Genomic DNA, 21,776 nt, shown 5'->3' with positions numbered 1-21,776 from the left:
ATTAAATTAATTATTAAATATTTTAACAGGTGGTAAATTTTTTAATAAAAATATTTTTATAATATTTAAAATCAAAAAGATATGTATTTTTTATTTTTATTTAAAAAAATTGTAAAAATAATTTTTTAAAAATTTGGTAAATTTTTTATTTTAAAAAGTGATGTGGTTAACGTTATTTTAATAGATCATAATGATTATATTTTTTGTAAATAAAAATTTTAAGATAAAGTCAGTTGTAATAACATATTGAATACAATATCATACAAATGTGTAATATTGTGAAATATAAAAGCAATGAAAATACTTGATAAATACTATGAAGAAGTATGTGATTTAATTTATCAAATTCCATTGTGTAAAGATGGGTGGATTAACTTTTCTGAAAAAATATTAACAATTTTTGATGCATCATATATGCATATTCAAGCTATAGATTTTAGTTTTAATGTAGTCTCTTATAGTAATGGTGTAGGTATATTAGATTATAAACATTATGCAGAAGCTGAATTATATTATTTACGTTATCCTATTAATGCTGATCCACGATGGGAACAGTTTCTAGATCCTCAGCGAGTAGGTTGGTATCAGTGTCATACTCATCTATCGGAAGAATTTGTTAAAAATTCTGATTTATATCAAAAAATATTATTACCAATCGGCTTGAGATATGTCGCGACTCATGAACTGATTTGGGATGAAAAAATTTGTATATTTTGGAGTATATCGACATCTGAAAAACGTGGCTTCCTTGATACTCAAGAGATTGATTTTCTAAATAGTTTGTTGCCGCATTTAAGGCGTATTGTCAGTGCGCAGCGCCATTTATATGAATTATCTCTTGATAATATTGTTGGTTATAACTTAATAGACCGTTTAACATTGCCGATTATATTGCTTAGTTTATCTGGGCAGGTTGTTCATTATAATCCTAAAATGAGACAGTATTTAAAACTTAATGAAGCAATCCAAATAAAAAATACACAACTCTGTTTACCTAAAACCTATCAAACGATTTTAAATAAAACACTCTATGAGATTGAACATGCTTTTCGTTATCAACAAGAGCAGTTAGAACAGTTTAATCAGCTTAAATTCTCAGTTGTTGATAAAAACCATGATTATTTTTCCTTTACAATTAGTTTACTTGTATCAGAAAAAGAAATGTCATTTTTGGGAATTCGACCTTTGGTCATGTTAACTTTTGAACGAGATGTACGAGAAACTTTACAGAATGTACAGTTAAATATAGAAAGGTATTATTTATCACATGATATTTTAAAGAAAATATATAAATTATCAAAACGTGAAATAGAGGTTTGTGAATTATTTGTAAATCGGCAAAATTTAGAAAAGATTGCTCAAAGAATGAATATTACAATTAGTTCAATGCGAACATATATGAAAAATATATTTTTAAAAACAGAATGTAATTCTCAGGTAGAATTAATGCAATTATTAATGAGCATTAGTATATTAGAATAGTTCGGTTGTTATTTATTTTTAGTTTGTTGATCTCTTAATGCTAAATAAGTGACTAAATCCATTTTTGCACGTTCTTTCAATTTCATTTTAATATAAATGACGAGTGCAAAACAGGTCGTTGCAATGGTGAGAAATAAGCCATTCATATAGGTCATCATTGAACTCACATAACCGATTGTGGTCAGGCGGTGCATCATTTTAACCACTTGCGGGCTGCTCTCAATACCTGTAATTGCCCATGTACAAAGGTGTTCACAATTATTCACGATGAGATGGTAATTATTTTCGTGCATACGGCTGCGCATACGACGAACAATATGGCGTCCTTTAAACTTAGGTTGTTCATATAAACGAATGATGATTTTTCTATTGCGTGCAAATTTATCGAGTGTTGTGATCTCGATGGGACGCTTTTTAAAAAAATGTGCAAAACCAGAGTAATGAATGACACGACCTTTACCAGCGTAAATGCCATGATGACTATAACCAAAGTTTTTTACAATAAGATGTGTACCAAGCGGGTATCGAACTAAACGTTTTTTTTGCATATTCCACTTTGTTCCAATAAAAGTGTACAAACGTATTTTATTGAAAGAATAGTCACATTATAGCGAAGCCCAACTAAAATGTGCAGCATTGAAAGCAAGAATTAAGTAAAGATTTACAACTAAATAATGAATTGATACTCATTTACTTCTAATATTCGGTTTAGCACATTAAAAGAGCATTGCAAGTGAAAGTTTTAAATCCGTTTGAGCGTATTTCATTGATGATCTTCAGTATTTTTTCATTATCAACATCTAGCGTTCACGCAACAACTGAATATATAAAAATCGAAAAAAATCATGACACAATTGCTGATGTTGTACATATTCGCCAGTTAAATCAGCTTAAATTGTTTTTAAATGATACAAAGCAGCAGCCGTATAATAAAATTAAAGCAATCGCAAAAAATTTACCTCAGTGTCAAGTTTTAAGCTTTGCAATGAATGCAGGAATGTATCATGCGGATTATTCAGTAGTGGGTTTATATATTGAAAATTCACGACAAATTTCAAGTTTAAATACACAAAAGAAAGGGTTTGGTAACTTTTTTATGCAACCTAATGGTGTGTTGGCATGGAATGATCAACACGCAATGATTCAAACGACACAGCACTATGCAAGCTCTGGGTTTAAAGCCAATTATGCCACTCAATCGGGTCCAATGTTGGTTATAGATGGGGAAATAAATACTTCATTTTTACCGCAATCAGACTCATTAAAAATACGCAATGGGGTCGGCGTTAAAAACAATGAATTGTATTTTGTGATTAGTCGAGGAAAAATCAGTTTTTATGATTTTGCAAAAATTTTTAAAGATAATTTAAAAATTGATCAGGCATTATATTTAGATGGCTCAATTTCAAGTGCTTATATTCCACAAGCCCATAGAAGTGATCATCGTTTTAATTTGGGACCTATTGTTGGATTTGTAGAGAAAAATAGTTGCCCATAATCTTATAAAATTGAAGTCAAAGACTTATTTTTCAAGAGGATTTTTATGTTGGGTGATGCTAAAGGTTCATCCTAAGCTTGCTTAAGATGAACTTTAGATTTAAATATCAGACCAACAGATGAGTTTTATTCAGATAGGGTTTTTAAAAATTCAGGCTGAATACATTGATCATAAAAACAATTCATTTGCCCATATTTATAACGCACAGGGGCTTCAACAACTCCAACACGTTGTGCATATTTTTGCCATTCTTGGGAAAGCTCTTGTATTTTATCTGGATGTTGTGCTGCCAGATTATGTAAATAACTCGGATCTAATTTACGATTGTATAATTCCCATTCGCCTGTTCCATAAGGTGCAGCTTGTCGTTGCACAGCCCAATCACCTTTATATAAGGCACGGCGTGTATTAAATTCCCAACCTAAAGCGCGCTCTGGTAGAGTCTTTCCTTTAAACACAGGTAAAAAAGAACGACCTTCCATATTCAGCAAAGCTTGCCCATTGAAATGAGTCGGTCGTTTTGCTTGTGTGAGTTCAAGTACAGTCGGTACAAAATCCATCACGTGAATCGTTTCAGCCTGTATTTGACCTGCTTTGATTTGACTTGGATATCGCATAATGGCAGGAACGTGAATACCACCGTTGGATAACATACTTTTAAAATAAGGCAAGGGCGTAGATGCAACTTGTGCCCATTGTGGTCCTAATGTGACATAGGAGCCTTTTTTACCCATATTTTCAAAGGTATTATTAAATGTGGTATCTACCCATTCACGGATGCCATTTTTGTCTTCTGTTGTGCCTAATGATTCTGGTGTTGATGATTCCGCGCCATTGTCAGACATAAATAAAATCAGCGTATTATCTAATTCACCTGTACTTTTTAAATAATCAATCATACGACCAATATTATGATCCATATTGTCAATCATCGCGGCATAGATCTGCATGGTTTTGCTTTGATCTTGTTGTTGCGCTGGGGTGAGTTTATCCCATGTTGGGAAGACATCCATTAATGGATTATTAATTTTTGTACCTTTTGGAACAATACCCAATTCAATCATTCGTTTTAAGCGTGTTTCACGAATTTTTTCATAACCTTCTTGATAATGACCTTCATATTTTTTTAGATATTCATCTGGTGCTTGTAAAGGCCAATGTGGTGCTGTAAATGCAAGATAACCAAAGAATGGTTGATCCTTTTTACGGTCATGGGTGAGGTATGAGATCATTTTTGTGGTGAAAAAATCACTTGAATAAAATTTTGTGGGTAAGGTTGTTTCTTTACCATCTTCAAAGTAGCGTGCTTTATAATTACCAGGGAACATTTGGCTAGCATCCATATGCGCTGCGCCGCCTGGCATTAAGGTAAATGAACGATCAAATCCTCGTGCTTTGGCATGGCTATCTTCTGTTGCGCCTAAGTGCCATTTACCTGTTACAAATGAAGCATAGCCTTCTGGTTTTAAAATTTCAGCTAAAGTCATCACTCGATGATTTAAATGACCTTCATAACCAGATTTATCTTTTTGTTCTGGTTGTAAAAACTCAGCCATACTGCCTAACCCAGCTTGATGGCTATCATTTCCTGTCAGTAACATAGAGCGTGTCACGGAACAAGTTGGACCTGCATGAAAATTACTCAGTACAGCGCCTTCTGAAGCTAATTTTTTCAAGTTAGGTGTTGAAATTTCTCCACCAAAAGGTTGTATGTCCGAAAAGCCTAAATCATCTGCAACAATGACCAAAACATTGGGCTGCTTTGCGGGCGTTGCATAAACTGAAAGACTGCTGAGTAAAGTTGGAATAAATACAGCGGCAAGTGCTAATTTTTTAGTAACCATAACGAATCCTTGATAGTGGTTATTTATGTCGGTGAAATGATGATATGCATGGCAAAAGCTGTCCGATTTTTACATCAAACTTTGACCATTTTGCGTTTTATGCTATCGGTAAGTATCTTGTTTAGATCAATTTCATCCTAATGCTTCGGCTAATAAAATTGAGATCGAATGATCTAGAGTGGACATGCAATAGATCATTCGAAAGCGGATATTCAGTATGGGCTTAAATATGCTTAAACAATGCCGAACGTGATTGCTCATTGGCACCATCAGCCGCACTTAAAAAACGCTCAGTATGAATGTCTTTTTCAAATAAACGGCTTTGCATCAGGGTCGAAATAGCAGCATCAATCATGGGCGGTGGACCACATAAATAGGCTTTGTGCCCACTGCATTTATTTTCAAAATAATCAGCAACGGCTTCATGCACAAAACCTGTAAAACCTGTCCATTGATCTTCATCTTTAGGCGCATTTAAAGCAGGGATATAGCGGAAATTTGAATATTCTTTCATTAAATTTTCAAAAATTTCACGGTTATATAGCTCCGCAACATCACGCGCACCTTGGAACAGGTAAATAATGCGTTCATCACCAGATTCGAGTAAATCCAAAATCATCGATTGAGGACTTGATAAACCTGAACCGCCTGCAATGAAAATCACACCACGATCATCCGATTTACGCACAAAGAACTGACCATAAGGACCTGAAAGATCAATTTCATCGCCTTCTTGCAGATTGTCATGGACATAAGTAGTTGCTGCACCGCCTGCAACTTTGCGGATATGCAACTCGATGATGCCTTCTTCATTCGGTGAATTGGCAATCGAAAATGCGCGTGTGCCTTCAATATCAGGCAATTGAATATTGACATATTGACCTGCCTGAAATTGCATAGCACGGTCAATTTCCAAACGAATGCCTTTAATGGTTGGTGAAAGGTCTTTGATTTCGATGACTTTGGCTTGGTAGTCTTCCACTAAATAGCCTAAGAAATCGTCATCTTCATCGACATCCGCCTCAATCACCATGTCAGACTCAGGCTTGCAGCAACATGCCAAAACCTTATTTTCCTCACGCTCAATGTCCATGAGCGCAAAAGATGATGCTTCACCGATATCAAAGAAGCCATCTGTCACTTGTACTTTACAGGTTCCGCAAGTACCGTGTCCGCAAGCAAAGGGCAACCATACACCTTGACGTAAAGCTGCATCTAAAATGGTTTGATCTTCCTCTACCTCAATGGTCATGCCAATTGGTTCAATGGTCACTTGATAAGTCATACACGTGCTCCTTTAAACATGACTGCCGTTATAACCATTAAGATTTGGCGTAACGAAGCGTAGAAGTGATTTATGGTCAAAGCCCAATTCTTCTAAAGTTTTAGAAAAATCATTGGCAATGCGTTGACGGTTTAAGGTGAATTGCACATTTGCCCAATCAATTTGTTCAAACTCAGGATGTTGATGAAAACCGCCTGTAATTTGTTGATCAATCAGGTCTTGTAACGTTTGTTTTGGCGAAACAAGCAGGGCATGTGCGGCACAAAACAGGGTGTGATGATCCCAACCCACATAAATTAAAATATTATCGCCGTAATTTTTTTGCTGATCGCGTGCTTCAAATTCGTAGTTGGCTTGAATGGCTTGTACTGGCATGAGAATACTCCTAAATTCCTTGGGGAAAGATCATTCCAACACTTGATTTGGCAATGTGAATGGAATGATCTTGTCTAAAAATGGGCTGTGTTAAACAGCGCCTTTCCATTTTTTCCAACGTTCTTGGTCAGGCGAGCCTTCAATATCCAAGTTGTCTGCGCCGACATTAAAGTTGTAGTAGTCACGTAAAATGCTTTCTAAATCAGGACCACCACAGTTGCCTTGTAGAATTTGGTTGACAGGTAACCATGCCTGAATATATTTCTCAGGTTCACGTTCAAAAATGTCATGACAGCCATCTGAACAGGTGTGATAACGCTCGCCTTTATAAATCGAATTACGATAGCTGAACATGGTTGGGTCGCCATCCATTTCAGTAAAGGTCATTGGAACCTGACAGATTTGACACAGTTGTGGTAAGCCATCGCTATAGAAGCGTTTGCCTTCGGCTTCCATTTTGCGTGCCAACTCCCATTTTGGACGGTAGTATTTATCAAATGTGTCAGGGTATTTTTCAGAAAGCCAATCCATCTCTTCATCCGTTGGAATCCATGTATGGAAACCTGCTGCATGACCGAAGTTATAGAAGATCCACCATGCTTGATGCGAAACATGTTCTTTTTCTTTTTCAATCACTTCTGAGTATTTCGGCATACGGATACCGTAACGGCTCAAGTCTTTAAACAATGCACCGCCTGCTTCTTCAAAATAAGTTTCCCAAGCTTCTTTCCACGACATCACTTTGTTTGGCAGCATATAGTCCATCATCATGCCGACAATTGAAAGTAAACGCGTACCACGCCAGAACCATTTATCAATCCATTCCTGTACGATTGGCACGTTGTCTTCATGCTGTTCAAGTAAGAATTTGACAATTTCCAAACCTAGCGTCATGTGACGTGCTTCGTCTGACTGCGCAGAGAAACCGAAGGTCACGGTTGCCATATCACCGTTGTAAGCTGCTCCCGACATGAAAGGAACGAACAATAAGTTAGTCAGAACATATTCAAAGGCAAAGCTGATTGCCAATAAAAACTCAAATGGTCCTGCTGAACGTGCATCTTCAAAGAATGATTTTGGTACAGACAAATACCAAACACGGTCATGCATATGCGCCCAATCTTGGAAGCCATCAAAGAACTTGTTGTAATGACTCATGGCATGGATTTGGGTTTGCACATGGCGCAGTTCATCAATAGATTGCATTTGTGATGCAATACGCGCACCAATGCCGCTAAACTGACGACCTACATGTGCATAGCCTTGATACGCTTGATATTCGAGCGGTGTGACTGCGGTTAAAAATAGTTTAATCGCATTTAAATAACGTTCATTGGAAACGTTTAATTGCCCATTATTTTGTGCAAATGCATCAAAAATGGCATAGAGTTTTTTCTCTTTTTCCGCTTGGTATTTCCAATAAGAATCCATCGTTAAACGGAATGGATCTTCCCACTTTGACCAATCGGTGATCTTAATGCCTTCAAATTCTTCATAAGGAAAGGCATCTTTGCGGTCTGCATAGGAAAAATCCCAATCCAGATCACGGGTCAGCATGCGATAGCGGTCTTTGGCATTGAGTTTTTTTGTTGCTGTTTTTGCAGCAGTTTTAGTATTTTTAACATCAGTATTCATGTTGATCATCCTGTTCAATATCGAAATTCAGTGGCGTATAGGCTGCCTAAATTCTTAATTCCATTTCAGTGTAAAGGTGTCATCATCTTCATCGACGTTGCCACCCAATGTGATCATGTTGAGTTGTAATTCCTGAATGTCCCAATCCTGTCCAAGTTTTTCAGAAACCGTTTCAGCACGAATGACTAATTCACCAACACTTTCCACACGGATCATGGCAGGGAGGTACTGAATGGTTGCTTCAGGGTTGTCTTGTTCAATCGCTTCAATGATGTAGCGTGAAGTGTCGTTGTCTTGTAGTGCTAAATAAACTTTTGATGTCATGGTGCAATTCCTTATGCAAGATTGAAAATGTCAGCTAAACCTGCTTTTTTGCTGCGTTCAGCAATCACAGCCAGTCCTTGTTCGATTTCGGCATCATTCAAGGCTAAAGTTGACCATGCGCTGAAAGCTTCCTGTACTTGTGGTAACAGTTCCGCAACCCAATTTTGAATCAGGGCTTTGTTTTCTTCTGATTCAGCAATTGCCAGTTTGAATACAGGGTCTGACCATTTGCGTAAATCGGTTAAACAGTCCTGCATAAACTCAGTCAGCATTGCCACATCACGCGCGCCATTTTCAACCAAGAGTTGGTCGAATGTTCCGTACACCAAGCTTTGCATTAAGCTATCAATCAGGAGGTTTTGCAGCACAAACAGTTTGAACCAGTCTTGTTCAGTCAGGCTGAGTTCACACAGTTTGCGCAGGGGTTGCCAAGCGGCATCATTCATCCAAGCATTTTTTGCTTGTTGCAAAGACTCACCTGTATTGCCATCAAGCAATAGACCAATACGGGAAATGTACTGTGCCATACCAAGGCGATCCATGGCTGCAAACATACAGGCTTGGGTAATGACTGTGCCATAACCATAGGCACTGCCTGACATCATGTGCAGGTTGGCGGTTTGTTCAACGTAGCGGAAAGGCAATAGACAAGTGATGATTTTTTGTTTGATTTCATCACTGATATTTTCCACCAAATGACGCTTTTCAAAGAAGGCATAATTGCTTTCAGCCACATCCTGTAAACGCGCACGGTGTTGTACATAAGCCCCATAATAAAATTGGCGTGGGTCTTTAAATACATACCAGTCTTGCATGTGTAGCGCAGTATAGCTTGGGTCATTTAAGGTTTTTGACGGATTCCATAAAGGACGATAATGGAAGTTGGCTGCACCTTGAATATCAAAGCTGACTTCTTGATAACGTGTCGCAGGCTTAGTACCAAAACGGCGTTCGATATACGCATAAGTTTGGCGAATTGGCGCGACATTGGACGTTTTAATTTCTAAAGTCATCGTGATCTCCTTATAGATAAAACTCAGATCTTCTTGATCTGCATCATTACGGCTTAAATTGTTTTGAAACTGAATTTTCGAAGTCGAAAATGGCTTATTGGTCTTGCTTCAGTGCGTGTTGCGCAATCGGATTTAACACATCGGGTTCTTCGCCATAACGCCATTTGTCTTCTTGGGCGTCATTCCATGCTTTTTGTGCTTCGGTCATTTCAACCACTTGGTTAATTTCACAAAAATGTTGAAATGCCTGTTGCGGTAAAACCAATTCGACAAAAAGCGTCGGGTCTTGAATGGCAAAGTCAAATTCAACAAATTTGGCATTGCGGTCACCTGTAACACGAATGTATTTGGTGAGTTGATCCTGAGTGGTCTGATTCATAACGATCATCCTTTTGTCTTTTACACTGAAATCATTTCAGTGGTGCAAGTGTGCATTTGCTCTATACATTTCAAGAACTGTGCCAACTTTTATATTGTTATATATTTCAATAGCTTAAAATTATATTGAATAAACTTGAGTATTTTGATCAAGATGAATTCATGATTTAATGAAATGAATTTTGCTGAATTTTAATGATTTGATGAAATTCTGAAAATGGTTTGAATAAATATCGCAATCGCTTAAAAATAAGATAAATTTTCAAAAAAATAAAAGCTGCAATTTTTGGATAGTGATTGCAGTTCTTGTCCTATCTGATTGTTTGGAATCTTTGCATGATGTGGAAAACAACAAGCAAGGATGAAGGAAATGTCAGGAAAGTATATTCAAGTGACAACTGCAACAGGGAACCAATACAAAGCTTACTTAGCAACTTCTGTAGATGGTAAAGGTCCGGGTGTTGTGCTGTGCCAAGAAATTTTTGGCGTTAATCAAGCTATGCGTGACAAGGCAGACTTACTTGCAGAAGAAGGTTATAGCGTTTTAGTACCAGATTTATATTGGCGAATCGCACCTGAAACAGAGTTAGGTTATGGTGCTGAAGATTTTCAACGTGCATTTGAGTTGTATCAACAATTTGATGAAGATTTAGGTGTACAAGATATTGAAGAAAGTTTGGCTTTTTTAAAAAGTCTAGATGTATGTGATGATCAAGCACAGCAAGCGGTGGTTGGCTTTTGCTTAGGTGGAAAATTGGCATATTTAGCAGCGTGTCGTATTCCAAATCTGGCGTGTTCTGTAGCGTATTATGGTGTTGGGATCGAAAAATCACTTGCTGAAAGTCAAAATATCCAAGGCAAATTGTTATTACATATGGCGGAACTGGATCAATTCTGTCCTGAAAATATTCGCCAAGACATTCAACAGGGTTTAGCGCAGATCAAAGGTACAGAAGTCTATGTTTATCCGCAGGTAGATCATGCTTTTGCTCGTCCAAGAAGTGAACATTTTGATAAAACTGCCGCACAAATTGCTCATGAAAGAACAGTCGCTGCATTACGTAAAACCATCGGTCCTGATTATGATTTAGCAGCTCTGTGGGAGGAACACATTCGCCATGAGTTTGATACACGAGATGTCCCTGCAACCATGGCAACCATGGTGGCTGAGCCTTATGTGAATCATATCCCAACCATGACGGGCGGTGTTGGTTATAAGCAACTGTCACGTTTTTATCAGCATCATTTTGTTCATCAAAACCCTAAAGATATGAGTCTGATTCCAATTTCTCGTACAGTGGGAGCAACCCAAGTTGTAGACGAGTTCATTATGAGTTTTACCCATGATGAAGAAATTGATTGGCTGATTCCGGGGATTGCACCTACAGGTAAAAAAGTACAAATCCCAATGTTAGGTGTAATCAAATTCCGTGGTCCAAAACTGTGTCATGAACATATTTATTGGGATCAAGCAAGTGTGCTTGTTCAGTTAGGTGTTCTCAATCCACAAGGTCTACCTGTTGCAGGTGTAGAAACCGCACAAAAATTGATAGATGAATCTTTGCCTTCAAATACCTTAATGCCATCTTGGTCATCAAGTGAAAAGAAATCAGTCGCTTAATAGGAGTTGGTAATGAAGATTGAATTTAAAGAAAAAACAGTCATTGTGAGTGGTGGTGCAACGCTGATTGGTCAAGCTGTGGTTGATGCCTTTATACAAGCAGGTGCAAATGTTGCGATTTTAGATATAGATCCAGCAGGGCAAAAAATTGCAGATGCTTATACAGACCAAGCTTTATTTATTGAAACAGATTTAACCCATGATACGCAACTTAAGGATGCAATTTCCCAAGTTCAGCAAAAGTTTGGGCAAGTTCATGTTTTAGTCAATTTAGCATGTACATATTTAGATGACGGATTTCAGTCGAGTCGTCAAGATTGGCTCAAGGCTTTAGATATTAATTTAGTTTCAGCTGTAGAGTTAACTCGTGCTGTGTATACGGACTTAAAAGCAACACAAGGTTCAATTGTTAATTTTACCTCTATTTCAGCGCAATGTGCACAAACAGGTCGCTGGTTATATCCCGTATCTAAAGCTGCAATGCAAGCATTAACCAAAAGTATGGCAATGGATTTTGCAGCCGATGGCATCCGAGTCAATTCAGTTTCACCAGGTTGGACATGGTCACGTGTAATTGCGGAAGTGAGTGGACAAGACCGAGCAAAAGCAGATCGTGTGGCGGCAGATTATCATCTTTTAGGGCGTTTAGGTCACCCTGAAGAAGTGGCAAATGTGGTGCTGTTCTTAAGTTCTCAAGCTGCGAGTTTTGTGACAGGGGCAGATTATGCTGTAGATGGTGGTTATAGCGTGATGGGACCAGAGCAAAATCAACCCGCAATTCCACGTTTAGCAGATTAATCATTTTTTAGATAACGACAGCTTTTAGGTAAATACAGCTTAATTTTACCCAAAACAAAAATTTCATGGATTGAATAAGGAAATATCAAATGCGCAAAATAGCAATCGTAGGTGCAGGTCAGGCAGGTTTACAACTTGGTTTAGGGCTTTTAGATAAAGGCTATGAGGTTAGTATGTATACCAACCGTACTGCTGAGCAGGTTAAACATGGCAAAGTCATGTCGAGTCAATGTATGTTTCATAATGCATTACAAACCGAACGTGATTTAGGTCTAAATCAGTGGGAAGAGCAATGCCCTGCAGTAGAAGGGATCAGTGTCACGTTGGTAGAACCAGAGAAAAAAGAGAAAGTTTTTAGTTGGAGCGCACGTTTACAACGCTATGCTCAATCTGTGGATCAGCGTGTCAAAATGCCAGAATGGATGGGTGAGTTTGAGCGTCGTGGCGGAAAGTTAGTGATTCAAGATGTAGGTTTAGCTGAATTAGAACAACTCGCTGAACAATATGAGCTTGTTTTATTGGCAGCGGGTAAGGGCGAAATTGTCAATCAATTTGGTCGTGATGATACACGTAGCCCATTTCAACAACCACAACGTGCATTAGCTTTGACTTATGTTAAAGGCATGCGTCCAATGTCACCTTATTCACGTGTCGCTTTTAACCTGATTCCTAACGTTGGTGAATATTTCTGTTTTCCTGCACTCACAACCAGTGGACCATGTGAAATCATGGTCTTTGAAGGGATTCCAAATGGTCCAATGGATTGTTGGCAAGAGGTTAAAACACCAGAACAACATTTGGCAAAAAGCTTAGAAATTTTAGAAAAATATATACCATGGGAGGCTGACCGTTGCCAAAATGTCGAATTAACAGATGATGGTGGTTATATTGCAGGGCGTTTTACTCCGACAGTACGTCATCCTGTTTTAACTTTGGCATCAGGTAAAAAAGTCTTTGGTATGGCAGATGCTTTAGTGGTCAATGATCCTATTACTGGTCAAGGTTCAAACAATGCAGCCAAATGTTGCAAGGTTTATTATGATGCGATTTTAGCGCATGCTGACCAAGCATTTGATGAAGCATGGATGCAGCAAACCTTTGATCGTTATTGGGATTATGCACAGTATGTTGTGGACTGGACCAATAGTATGCTACGTCCACCTGAACCACAAATGATAGATGCTTTGGTCGCAGCTTCTCAAAACCAACACATTGCTGCACAAATTGCTAACAACTTTGATGATCCACGAGGGTTTTCTCCGTGGTGGTTTGATGCAGAAGCAAGTCAGCAGTTTTTACAAGGCACTGATTTAAATCGTGTGGCATAAAGGAGTATGGCTATGAATCATTCAGTATCATCTTTAGGTTTAGCTGCAATTAATGTCAATGAACCACGCCACATTCGTAATTTGTTAGGGCAATTTGCGACGGGTGTCACGGTCATTACGACCACAGGACAAGATGGACGTAAAATTGGTATGACCGCAAATTCATTTTCATCTTTATCTTTAGAGCCACCTTTAATTTTATGGAGTTTGTCTAAAACTGCACCGAGTTTACCCGATTTTGTTGCTGCACCACATTTTGCGATACATGTGTTAGGTCATCATCAGCATGAGGTTTCTGGGCATTTTGCGCGTGGTGCTGAAGATAAATTTGCCAATATTGATCATCAGATGTGTGATCTGGGTTTACCGATATTACAAGATAGTTTGGCTACTTTAGTCTGTCGAAATGTCAACCAATATGAAGGTGGAGATCATCTGATTTTTATTGGAGAAATTGAGCATTATCAGCAAAATGATGGTGATCCATTGGTTTTTCATGCTGGAAAATATCGCATAGCCGCACAGCATCCAAACTCATGATAATGAATGTTTAAAATGCCATAAAGGAGCTGATCAATCAGTTCCTTTTTTTATCTATAAAAAATAGAAAACTCAAATGATTAACGCAAAAATTTAACTTTAGTTTCTGATGGGCTATAGCCATAACGTTTTTTATATTCTTGGGAGAAACGTCCTAAATGCGTAAATCCCCATTTCAGTGCAACTTCAGTAATTGCTTGACTTCCTTGAATGAGTTCCTCATGAACTTGTTTAAAACGTAACTCTTTTAGATATTGCATAGGTGTCATATTGAGATACTTTTGAAAACCCAAAAATAAACTACGAACACTAATACCTGCGTGTTGTGCCAAGATTTCAATTGTTAAATTTTCATGTAAATGAGCATGAATATAGTCTTGAGTGCTTTTAATAAAATGCGGTGAAATCTGTCGTTGTTGGGTCTGCGATAATTGAGCTTGATAACTGTGTGTTTGACCATAAAGTAAAGCATTATAAATATTTGCTTCAAATTGTTGTAAAGCTAAAGGATGTTTCAATGGATGATGATCTGTATGAATTGCCTGTAAAAGTTGTTGGAATAGTTGCAGAAAATATTGCCCACTGACCTGTGAAAAGTCGAGTTTTGGATCAAAAATAGGATGAGTTAAATTAAAATTTGCTAAATGTTGTTGGCAATGTAGCAATAAGCGATCTTTACTGATTTTTAAAATCATTTGTGGGGCGCGCGCTTTCCATTTCATTCTTAAAGGCATATCTGGAGATAAAAGCGCAGCAATTTGTGAATAGGAAATAAATTTTTGTTGTTGAAATTCAATTTCAGCATAACCTTCACAAGGAATTTGAATGAGATAAAAATCTGTTAAACAGTCGGGTTCAATATAAACGTCTAGACCATATTCCAAACGGCTCACTGATAAATGACCACAACGAATATGGTGCATTGAAGAAAGTGTCGATGAAGACGAACAGGCTTTTAAACGATGAGGTTTAAGTACATGTGCGACATTGTGTTGAGTTTCAGCAAGATCTGAGTTTTTAAAAATAAGTGATTGTTGTGAAAACAAGGTATTCGAAAATGGCGATACAAATGCTGAATGTTCAGTCTGAGTAGGTGTAGACATAGCTGATTCCTTTAGCTAAGTACATTATTTTATTAAAATATAAAGATATAGCTCCTGCCAAAACCTCGATATTTTTGTACAAATGAATAGGGTAAAACATGAATAAATAAGAAGTTGACTGAATTAGTCAGAAAAATCAAGTGAATTTAGATAAAATAATCACATGAAGAAGTGCTATTGAATGGATAGCACTTCGAGTCATTATGATGTAGGTTTTGTCAGTCAAAACTTAGAGATCATAACTACTTTTTTTCCAAATACCCAAATCAATCATTTTTTGAATTTGTGGCTCAAGCACTTGCTCTTTATACGTTGCATGGTTGCTTTGTACACCATCAAGGTACAAATTTTTAGGATAAATATTGTTTTGATAAATTAATTGAGCACATTCAGAACGAATATCTTTCATCCAGTTTGACACTTGAGAATGCGTACGATGATAACGTAAAGCTTCAATGTCAATCACACCTGAAACATAAGTTGAGCCATTAGTATCACTTTGTTTTCCAACGATTCGACCTTTATAATCAATAACTTGTGATAATCCGCCGCCACAATCAATAGGTGCTAAAGTATTTTCATCTAAATACATTCCGCCAATATTCGGTGCAACAACATACATATTATTTTCAAGAGCACGTGCGCGATTCGAAATTTCGAAAATATCATTTTGGGTAAAAGGTGTCGGTAGAGAAGCGCGATAAACCACTTCAGCACCATTCATGGCAAGCCCACGACCATTTTCAGGGAAGTTACCTTCCATTGCCATCATAATACCTAAGCGACCAATTTCAGTATCGACCACAGGCCAAAACGATTGTAAGTTATAACCGTATTTTTCTACCCAAGCATCAAATAAGTCATGAGGAGAAGCTGAACGTTCACAAGGCAGTAGAGCAGACATTTTGTGATGTTTTAGAATAATCTCACCTTGTGGATTAATAATAAAACCCACATTAAACATAATGCCTGACCAGTCTGGATCTTTGACTTTTGCTTGCGCCATAATAAAAACATTATGGCGTTTTGCGAGTTCACCTAAACGGTCAGTTTCAGGACCCGGAATTTCTATCGCACCATCTGCAAGAAAATCTGCAATGGGTGTATCAAGTGCTTCATCGTTAAATCCTTGTAAAGCACCTTCAGGTAGTACTAATAGTCTTACAGGCAAATCTAGGGAACTTAACCATAATGCTCCTGCGGTCAGTTCCTCTAAATGAGAAATATTTTTCATAATGTCAGCACGACTTTTAATTCCCCAAATGGTTGGAACTAAACCAACAACTCCATAAGGTTTAACCATAATAAATATCCTTTTTAAAATAAAAGTGAAAAGACTGACAAAGCATTGTCATCAGCTTGCCTATTTAAGTTATCAGTATGCTGATAATATTTCAAATATTATCTGAGGAAAATCCAAAAAATGATCATCTGGCAGAAAAATGATGAAAATGAGAGAGCAAATAAAATTTGATATTTTAAAAAGCTAAAAAACCCCTGTCTTTGTCAAGAGATCAGGAGTTTTAGGCAAATTTAAAAAAGTAAAACAATCATCACCTTAAAAATGATGATGAGTTGACTATGGTGACGGTGTTTCAATGTTTGGAATATAAGCAAGCCATTTACGTAAAGTTGCTATTTCTTGTTCAGAAAAGTCTTGCTCAAGTTTGTCTTCTAGCTGTTCAATGGCTTCGGTAGCATCCAACAAAACTTTTGAAGCATTGTCTGTGATTTCAATACATTGAACTTTTTTATTATGTGGATGGGCATTTTTGGTGACCAAATCCATTTTTTCCAATTTATTGATCATTAAGTTAACGGTTTGTGGTGTTAACGATGCATAACGAGCAATGTCTGCATTTGAACAACTTGGGTAAACAGAAACAATTTTTAAAATCGTAAATTGGGGCGGAGTAATGGCATATTCTAATAAGACTTTTTCCATTTTGAGATGGTAGGCATGAGCCGCTTGTCTGAGTAAAAAACCGAGATAACCCTGTTCAGGGCTAAACATATCTGTTGCTTGGTGAAATTGTTTTACCATAGTGCTAAAGTGCTTTCTCTTTAAAAAATAATCATATAAAAATATAAAGCTATCTTAAATCATCTTTTTATAGACTTAGATAGGATTGTTGTAAGGCTTTCGCATCCGCTAAAGCATAATGAGGCTGTTCAGATAAAACCGCAGTTGTTCGTTGTTCTAGCCATAATTGCATGGTCAATGGTGGTGTGATCATACAACGACCCGCAGCTAAAATAAGACTACGGCTAAAAAGAGCAAGGTCTTCTGGCCAGTCTGCAATGATATTGATCTGTTCATATTGTAATAAATAATCATGTAAGCGCTGCTGAAAAACTGAATAAGAAACAGGGGCTTTTTGAGTAATAGGCAAAACATTTTGCTTGACCCATTCTACAGGTGTGGGGCATTCTAAAACTTCATAGAAAAATAGTCCGTGTTCGTCCACCAATGCCATGGAAATCAGTTCACCACCGAAACCATTAAACTCACAATCTAAAAATAAATTCATTTTTCTGCCTTATATTTTGAAAATTTAAATCAATATGTGAGTAAATACTCAAAAGGTATACTGATATGCTTCTAAGGTCATACAGTTTTATACACTAAAACCAGTATCATTATATATGGACATTGACCAAGGAATGGGATGCCATGCGAACAAAAGATGAAAAATCTTATAAACAATATTTTGAACAGAGTAAAGAAATTCAAGATCTACTCGAAAAAATCCATTTTGATACTGAGCATGGGCAAATTTGGTTCGATGAAAACCGTATGTTGCTGATGCATACCAGTATGATGGGATATTTACGCAAAGACTTATATGAAATGTTGGGTTGGGAGCGCACAAAACATTTTTTTATTCGTTGTGGCTATCAAGCAGGTATGCGTGATGCTGAAGTTACCTCTAAATTACGTCCAAATTTAAATGAAATAGAAGCTTTTATGGCAGGTCCACAAATGCATGGCATACGAGGCATGGTGCATGTGGAAGTCAATGAACTGAATTTAAGTCATGATTTAAAGCAATTTTATGCCGATTTTAACTGGCAAAACTCATTTGAAGCGGAGGTACATTTAAGTGAGTTTGGCATGGCTGAAGAGCCATCATGTTGGATGCTGTTAGGTTATGCTTGCGGCTATACAAGTTTTGTCATGGGGCAAACGATTATTTATCAAGAAACGCATTGTGTTGCTCAAGGAGATGAGTGCTGTCGAATTATTGGTAAGCCATTAGCAGAATGGGAAAATTCAGAGGAACTCATCCGCTTTATGTCACCTGATCCTGTATCAGATGAATTAATTGCTTTACAGGCTGAGCTGAATAAACTTAAGAAAAATATTTATACGGATGCAGAGTCTGATTACACCATGTTTAAAGCAGTGGGTGAATCAGCAGCCTACCGCAAGGTTTGTGATTTATTAAAAAAAGCAGCAGGAAGTAAAGTTGCAATTTTATTGCAAGGTGAAACAGGAGTCGGTAAAGAAGCTTTTGCACGTGGCGTACATGATGGCAGTCAGCGTCGAAATGAACCTTTTGTTGCTGTGAACTGTGCTTGTATTCCACCCGATTTAATTGAAGCTGAATTATTTGGTGTAGAAAAAGGAGCATTTACAGGTGCATCACAAACTCGAATGGGTAAATTTGAGCGTGCGCATGGCGGTACGATTTTCCTTGATGAAGTGATTGAACTATCTCCTCGTGCGCAAGCTGCACTATTACGAATGTTACAAGAAGGTGAATTTGAACGTGTTGGTGATCAGCAAACCCGAAAAGTAGATGTCAGAATTGTGGGAGCTACGAATGAAGATCTAGAACAAGCTGTTAAGGATGGGCGTTTCCGAGCAGATTTATATTATCGTTTAAATATTTTTCCAGTGCGTATTCCTGCGCTACGGGAACGTCGTGAAGATATTCCTTTATTGGTCGAATATTTTATCAAGCGTTTTGAAAATTTATATGGAAAAACCTTAAAAGGCTTGTCTGATAAGGCTTATAGCTTTGTGATGAAATATGATTGGCCGGGAAATATCCGAGAATTAGAAAATTTACTGGAACGAGCAACTCTCCTGACAGACCATCAACAAGACATTAAACTGAGTAGCTTATTTCCACAGCTTGATGAGCAGGAACACAAGCAAAAAACTGTTGTAAATCGTTTAGATGACTTGTTGGCAGATGGTTTTTCTCTGGATCAATATGAACAAGAAATTATTATGACCGCGATGAATAAGTGCAAACAAAATGTCTCAGAAGCTGCACGAGTATTAGGCATTAGCCGTGCAACTTTAGATTATCGTTTAAAGAAAATGGTATCTTAAAAGCGCACCTTAAAATAAAACTTTCATATAACATCAAGCAATGGTCTTTATAACACGCTGTTCCATTAAGTATTGCTGTGCAATAAATGGTGTTTCATGTTCTGCTGCTTGCAGTGCTGTCCACTGCCCATTGGCTGCAAGCTCCCAAGCCCGAACATTGTCTTTAAGATAGTTCAGTAATCCATCTTCAATGATTTGCTTACGCAGTTTAGGCGCTTCAATCGGGAAACAGGTTTCCACACGAGAAAATAAATTACGTCCCATCCAGTCAGCACTTGAACAATAAAGCTTCGCATCATCATTATTTTGAAAATAATACACACGAGTATGTTCTAAAAAACGTCCCACGATAGAGCGAACCGTAATATTGTCTGATAATCCTGCAACTTTTGGTCTTAGACAGCAAATAGAGCGAATAAGTAAGTCTACTTTTACACCTGCTTGTGAGGCTTTATATAAGGCAGCAATGAGTTTTGGTTCTGTTAGGGCATTGACTTTAATAATAATATGCGCTGAAAGACCTGCTTGAGCATGCTGAATTTCTTGATCAATTAAATTTAACAACTGTGCATGTAAGGTAAATGGCGCATGAAATAACTTTTGTGATTTTGCCATACGTCCCATGCCTGTAAGCTCTTGGAAAATTTTATGAACATCTTCACAAATATCTAAATCAGTCGTCATTAAGCCATAATCTGTATACATTTTGGCATTACCTGCATGATAATTTCCTGTGCCTAAATGTACATAGCGTTTCAACTTATCTGCTTCACGACGCACAATTAAAATCATTTTAGCATGTGTTTTATAGCCAACGATTCCATAAACGACAACAGCACCAGCTTCTTGTAAAATATTGGCGACGATGATATTTGACTCTTCATCGAAGCGAGCGCGTAATTCAATGATTGCAGTGACTTCTTTGCCATTTCTGGCTGCTTCTGCTAAAACTTGGACAATTTCCGAGTCTGGTCCGCTACGATACAACGTTTGTTTAATAGCGAGAACATTGGGATCTTTGGCTGCTTCTTTTAATAAACTAATGACAGGTGTAAAAGAGTCAAATGGATGATGCAATAAAACATCACGTTTACTTAAGACTTCAAATATTTGTGCGGTATTACGCACTACTTTAGGAATAACAGGTTGAAAAGGTTTAAAACGTAAGGCAGGAATATCAAAATTCGCCACCAGACGCGCTAAATTTACAGGACCATCGACTTGATATAAATGCATTGGGTCTAAATCGAACTGTTCCAGTAAATAATGGCTAATCGGTTTTGGGCAGTTTTTTGTCACCTCTAAACGTACTGCACGTCCAAAACGTCGAGAAGATAATTCATCTTTTAAGGCTACGGCTAAGTCATCTATATCTTCAGCAAGTGTTAAATCTGCATTACGAGTGACACGGAATTGATAGCAACCTGTTGCCACCATGCCCGGAAATAAATCACTGATATGTTGTTGAATAATCGCAGAAAGCAAAATGTAATGTTCTTCGCCATCAGTGAGTTCTGCTGGAAGTCTCACCAGTCGTGGTAGAGAGCGGGGAGCAGGGACAATCGCCAGTTCAATATGTCGCCCAAAAGCATCTTTGCCTTCAAGTGTCACGATAAAGTTCAGACTTTTATTGACTAATCGAGGAAAAGGATGCGCAGGGTCAAGACTAATCGGGGTAACTACAGGTTGAACTTGTTTGAAAAAGTAGTCTTTAATCCAATCTTTATGTTTTTCTAAAATATCTGCAAATTGAATATAACGTATGCCAAAATTTTGCAATTGTGGCAAAAGATCATCATTTAATATTTTATATTGTTCTTCTAGGGCTTGGTGAGCAAGTTCAGAAATCTGCTGAATAATCACTTCATTGGGAATACCATCAGGAGAGGTGGTAATGGTGTTCATATCTAATTGTTTAATTAGACCTGCTACACGGATTTCAAAAAATTCATCTAAGTTTCTTGAAAAGATAATCAAAAAGTTTAATCGCTCTAATAAAGGATGATTTTGATCGTTTGCTTGAGCGAGTACACGTTTGTGGAATTCTAAAAGAGAAATTTCACGATTAATATAAGTATCTGAACTGTGTTGAAAATTTTCTAAATCAGGCATGATCTTCGTCATTTTTAAAGGTCTGTGTAAGCTTGCATGGCATACTAAGATTTATATATGACAGTTATGTTACATTCTCTCCTGAATAAAAATTT

The 21,776-nt window shown here is 37.4% G+C and carries 20 protein-coding genes; 7 read left to right on the top strand and 13 right to left on the bottom strand.

The genetic code is table 11. From position 1 onward, the window contains the following. Positions 1-294: 294 nt before the first annotated feature. Positions 295-1,482: a helix-turn-helix transcriptional regulator gene (locus C9E89_RS13305; protein WP_107008826.1), complete on the top strand. Its 1,188-nt coding sequence runs from the start codon at positions 295-297 to the stop codon at positions 1,480-1,482. A gap of 8 nt (positions 1,483-1,490) precedes the next feature. Here C9E89_RS13305 and C9E89_RS13300 read toward each other — a convergent pair whose 3' ends face one another. Further along, on the bottom strand, positions 1,491-2,030 hold the full coding sequence (locus tag C9E89_RS13300; RefSeq protein WP_107008825.1) for a lecithin retinol acyltransferase family protein: 540 nt from the start codon (positions 2,028-2,030) through the stop codon (positions 1,491-1,493). Positions 2,031-2,251: 221 nt separating this feature from the next. On the opposite strand from C9E89_RS13300, the gene C9E89_RS13295 reads away from it, so the two are divergent. Further along, the gene (locus tag C9E89_RS13295) at positions 2,252-2,980 is read left to right on the top strand and encodes a phosphodiester glycosidase family protein (protein ID WP_107008836.1); all 729 of its coding nucleotides are present in this window, start codon (positions 2,252-2,254) and stop codon (positions 2,978-2,980) included. 125 nt (positions 2,981-3,105) lie between these two features. Here C9E89_RS13295 and C9E89_RS13290 read toward each other — a convergent pair whose 3' ends face one another. The 7 genes from C9E89_RS13290 to C9E89_RS13260 all read right to left on the bottom strand — a co-directional run bounded on the left by C9E89_RS13290 (position 3,106) and on the right by C9E89_RS13260 (position 9,835). Next, positions 3,106-4,824: an arylsulfatase gene (locus C9E89_RS13290; RefSeq protein ID WP_107008824.1), complete on the bottom strand. Its 1,719-nt coding sequence runs from the start codon at positions 4,822-4,824 to the stop codon at positions 3,106-3,108. 223 nt (positions 4,825-5,047) lie between these two features. Then, positions 5,048-6,109: an NADH:ubiquinone reductase (Na(+)-transporting) subunit F gene (locus C9E89_RS13285; RefSeq protein WP_107008823.1), complete on the bottom strand. Its 1,062-nt coding sequence runs from the start codon at positions 6,107-6,109 to the stop codon at positions 5,048-5,050. Between the two features lie 12 nt (positions 6,110-6,121). Next, positions 6,122-6,484, bottom strand: coding sequence for a phenol hydroxylase subunit P4 (locus tag C9E89_RS13280; RefSeq protein WP_107008822.1), 363 nt, complete (start codon positions 6,482-6,484; stop codon positions 6,122-6,124). A gap of 90 nt (positions 6,485-6,574) precedes the next feature. Next, entirely contained in the window at positions 6,575-8,119 is a 1,545-nt protein-coding gene (locus tag C9E89_RS13275; protein WP_107008821.1) for an aromatic/alkene/methane monooxygenase hydroxylase/oxygenase subunit alpha, read from the bottom strand. A 54-nt stretch (positions 8,120-8,173) separates the two neighbouring features. Then, a complete protein-coding gene (locus C9E89_RS13270) occupies positions 8,174-8,443 on the bottom strand; it encodes an MmoB/DmpM family protein (protein ID WP_107008820.1) in 270 nt (89 codons plus the stop codon). 11 nt (positions 8,444-8,454) lie between these two features. Further along, positions 8,455-9,456 carry an aromatic/alkene monooxygenase hydroxylase subunit beta gene (locus C9E89_RS13265; protein WP_107008819.1) on the bottom strand — a complete coding sequence of 334 codons (1,002 nt, stop codon included), beginning with the start codon at positions 9,454-9,456 and terminating at the stop codon, positions 8,455-8,457. A 94-nt stretch (positions 9,457-9,550) separates the two neighbouring features. Further along, the gene (locus C9E89_RS13260) at positions 9,551-9,835 is read right to left on the bottom strand and encodes a phenol hydroxylase subunit (protein ID WP_107008818.1); all 285 of its coding nucleotides are present in this window, start codon (positions 9,833-9,835) and stop codon (positions 9,551-9,553) included. A 369-nt stretch (positions 9,836-10,204) separates the two neighbouring features. Between C9E89_RS13260 and C9E89_RS13255 the strand changes: the two genes are divergently transcribed. From C9E89_RS13255 to C9E89_RS13240, 4 genes are all read left to right on the top strand, one after another. Further along, positions 10,205-11,455 carry a dienelactone hydrolase family protein gene (locus tag C9E89_RS13255; RefSeq protein ID WP_107008817.1) on the top strand — a complete coding sequence of 417 codons (1,251 nt, stop codon included), beginning with the start codon at positions 10,205-10,207 and terminating at the stop codon, positions 11,453-11,455. Positions 11,456-11,467: 12 nt separating this feature from the next. Next, entirely contained in the window at positions 11,468-12,253 is a 786-nt protein-coding gene (locus C9E89_RS13250; RefSeq protein WP_107008816.1) for an SDR family oxidoreductase, read from the top strand. Between the two features lie 89 nt (positions 12,254-12,342). After that, on the top strand, positions 12,343-13,581 hold the full coding sequence (locus tag C9E89_RS13245) for a styrene monooxygenase/indole monooxygenase family protein (RefSeq protein WP_107008815.1): 1,239 nt from the start codon (positions 12,343-12,345) through the stop codon (positions 13,579-13,581). A 12-nt stretch (positions 13,582-13,593) separates the two neighbouring features. Continuing rightward, on the top strand, positions 13,594-14,121 hold the full coding sequence (locus C9E89_RS13240; protein WP_107008814.1) for a flavin reductase family protein: 528 nt from the start codon (positions 13,594-13,596) through the stop codon (positions 14,119-14,121). An 80-nt stretch (positions 14,122-14,201) separates the two neighbouring features. Here the strand turns inward: C9E89_RS13240 and C9E89_RS13235 are convergent, their stop codons facing one another. The 4 genes from C9E89_RS13235 to C9E89_RS13220 all read right to left on the bottom strand — a co-directional run bounded on the left by C9E89_RS13235 (position 14,202) and on the right by C9E89_RS13220 (position 17,755). Further along, on the bottom strand, positions 14,202-15,224 hold the full coding sequence (locus tag C9E89_RS13235) for an AraC family transcriptional regulator (RefSeq protein ID WP_107008813.1): 1,023 nt from the start codon (positions 15,222-15,224) through the stop codon (positions 14,202-14,204). 229 nt (positions 15,225-15,453) lie between these two features. Then, entirely contained in the window at positions 15,454-16,527 is a 1,074-nt protein-coding gene (locus tag C9E89_RS13230; protein ID WP_107008812.1) for a nitrilase-related carbon-nitrogen hydrolase, read from the bottom strand. Positions 16,528-16,803: 276 nt separating this feature from the next. Continuing rightward, positions 16,804-17,268, bottom strand: coding sequence for a MarR family winged helix-turn-helix transcriptional regulator (locus tag C9E89_RS13225; RefSeq protein WP_107008811.1), 465 nt, complete (start codon positions 17,266-17,268; stop codon positions 16,804-16,806). Between the two features lie 67 nt (positions 17,269-17,335). Then, positions 17,336-17,755, bottom strand: a complete 420-nt coding sequence (locus C9E89_RS13220) for a hypothetical protein (RefSeq protein WP_107008810.1) — start codon at positions 17,753-17,755, stop codon at positions 17,336-17,338. Positions 17,756-17,898: 143 nt separating this feature from the next. On the opposite strand from C9E89_RS13220, the gene mobR reads away from it, so the two are divergent. After that, positions 17,899-19,569 carry a phenol degradation transcriptional regulator MobR gene (gene mobR / locus C9E89_RS13215; RefSeq protein WP_107008809.1) on the top strand — a complete coding sequence of 557 codons (1,671 nt, stop codon included), beginning with the start codon at positions 17,899-17,901 and terminating at the stop codon, positions 19,567-19,569. A gap of 33 nt (positions 19,570-19,602) precedes the next feature. Here the strand turns inward: mobR and ppk1 are convergent, their stop codons facing one another. Continuing rightward, positions 19,603-21,693: a polyphosphate kinase 1 gene (gene ppk1 / locus C9E89_RS13210; protein WP_107008808.1), complete on the bottom strand. Its 2,091-nt coding sequence runs from the start codon at positions 21,691-21,693 to the stop codon at positions 19,603-19,605. Positions 21,694-21,776: the final 83 nt, after the last annotated feature.

It is taken from the genome of Acinetobacter sichuanensis, from assembly GCF_003024515.2.
GTDB lineage: Bacteria > Pseudomonadota > Gammaproteobacteria > Pseudomonadales > Moraxellaceae > Acinetobacter > Acinetobacter sichuanensis.
The sequence above is the reverse complement of the archived record's forward strand: the minus strand, read 5'-3'. Positions and strand labels throughout refer to the sequence as shown.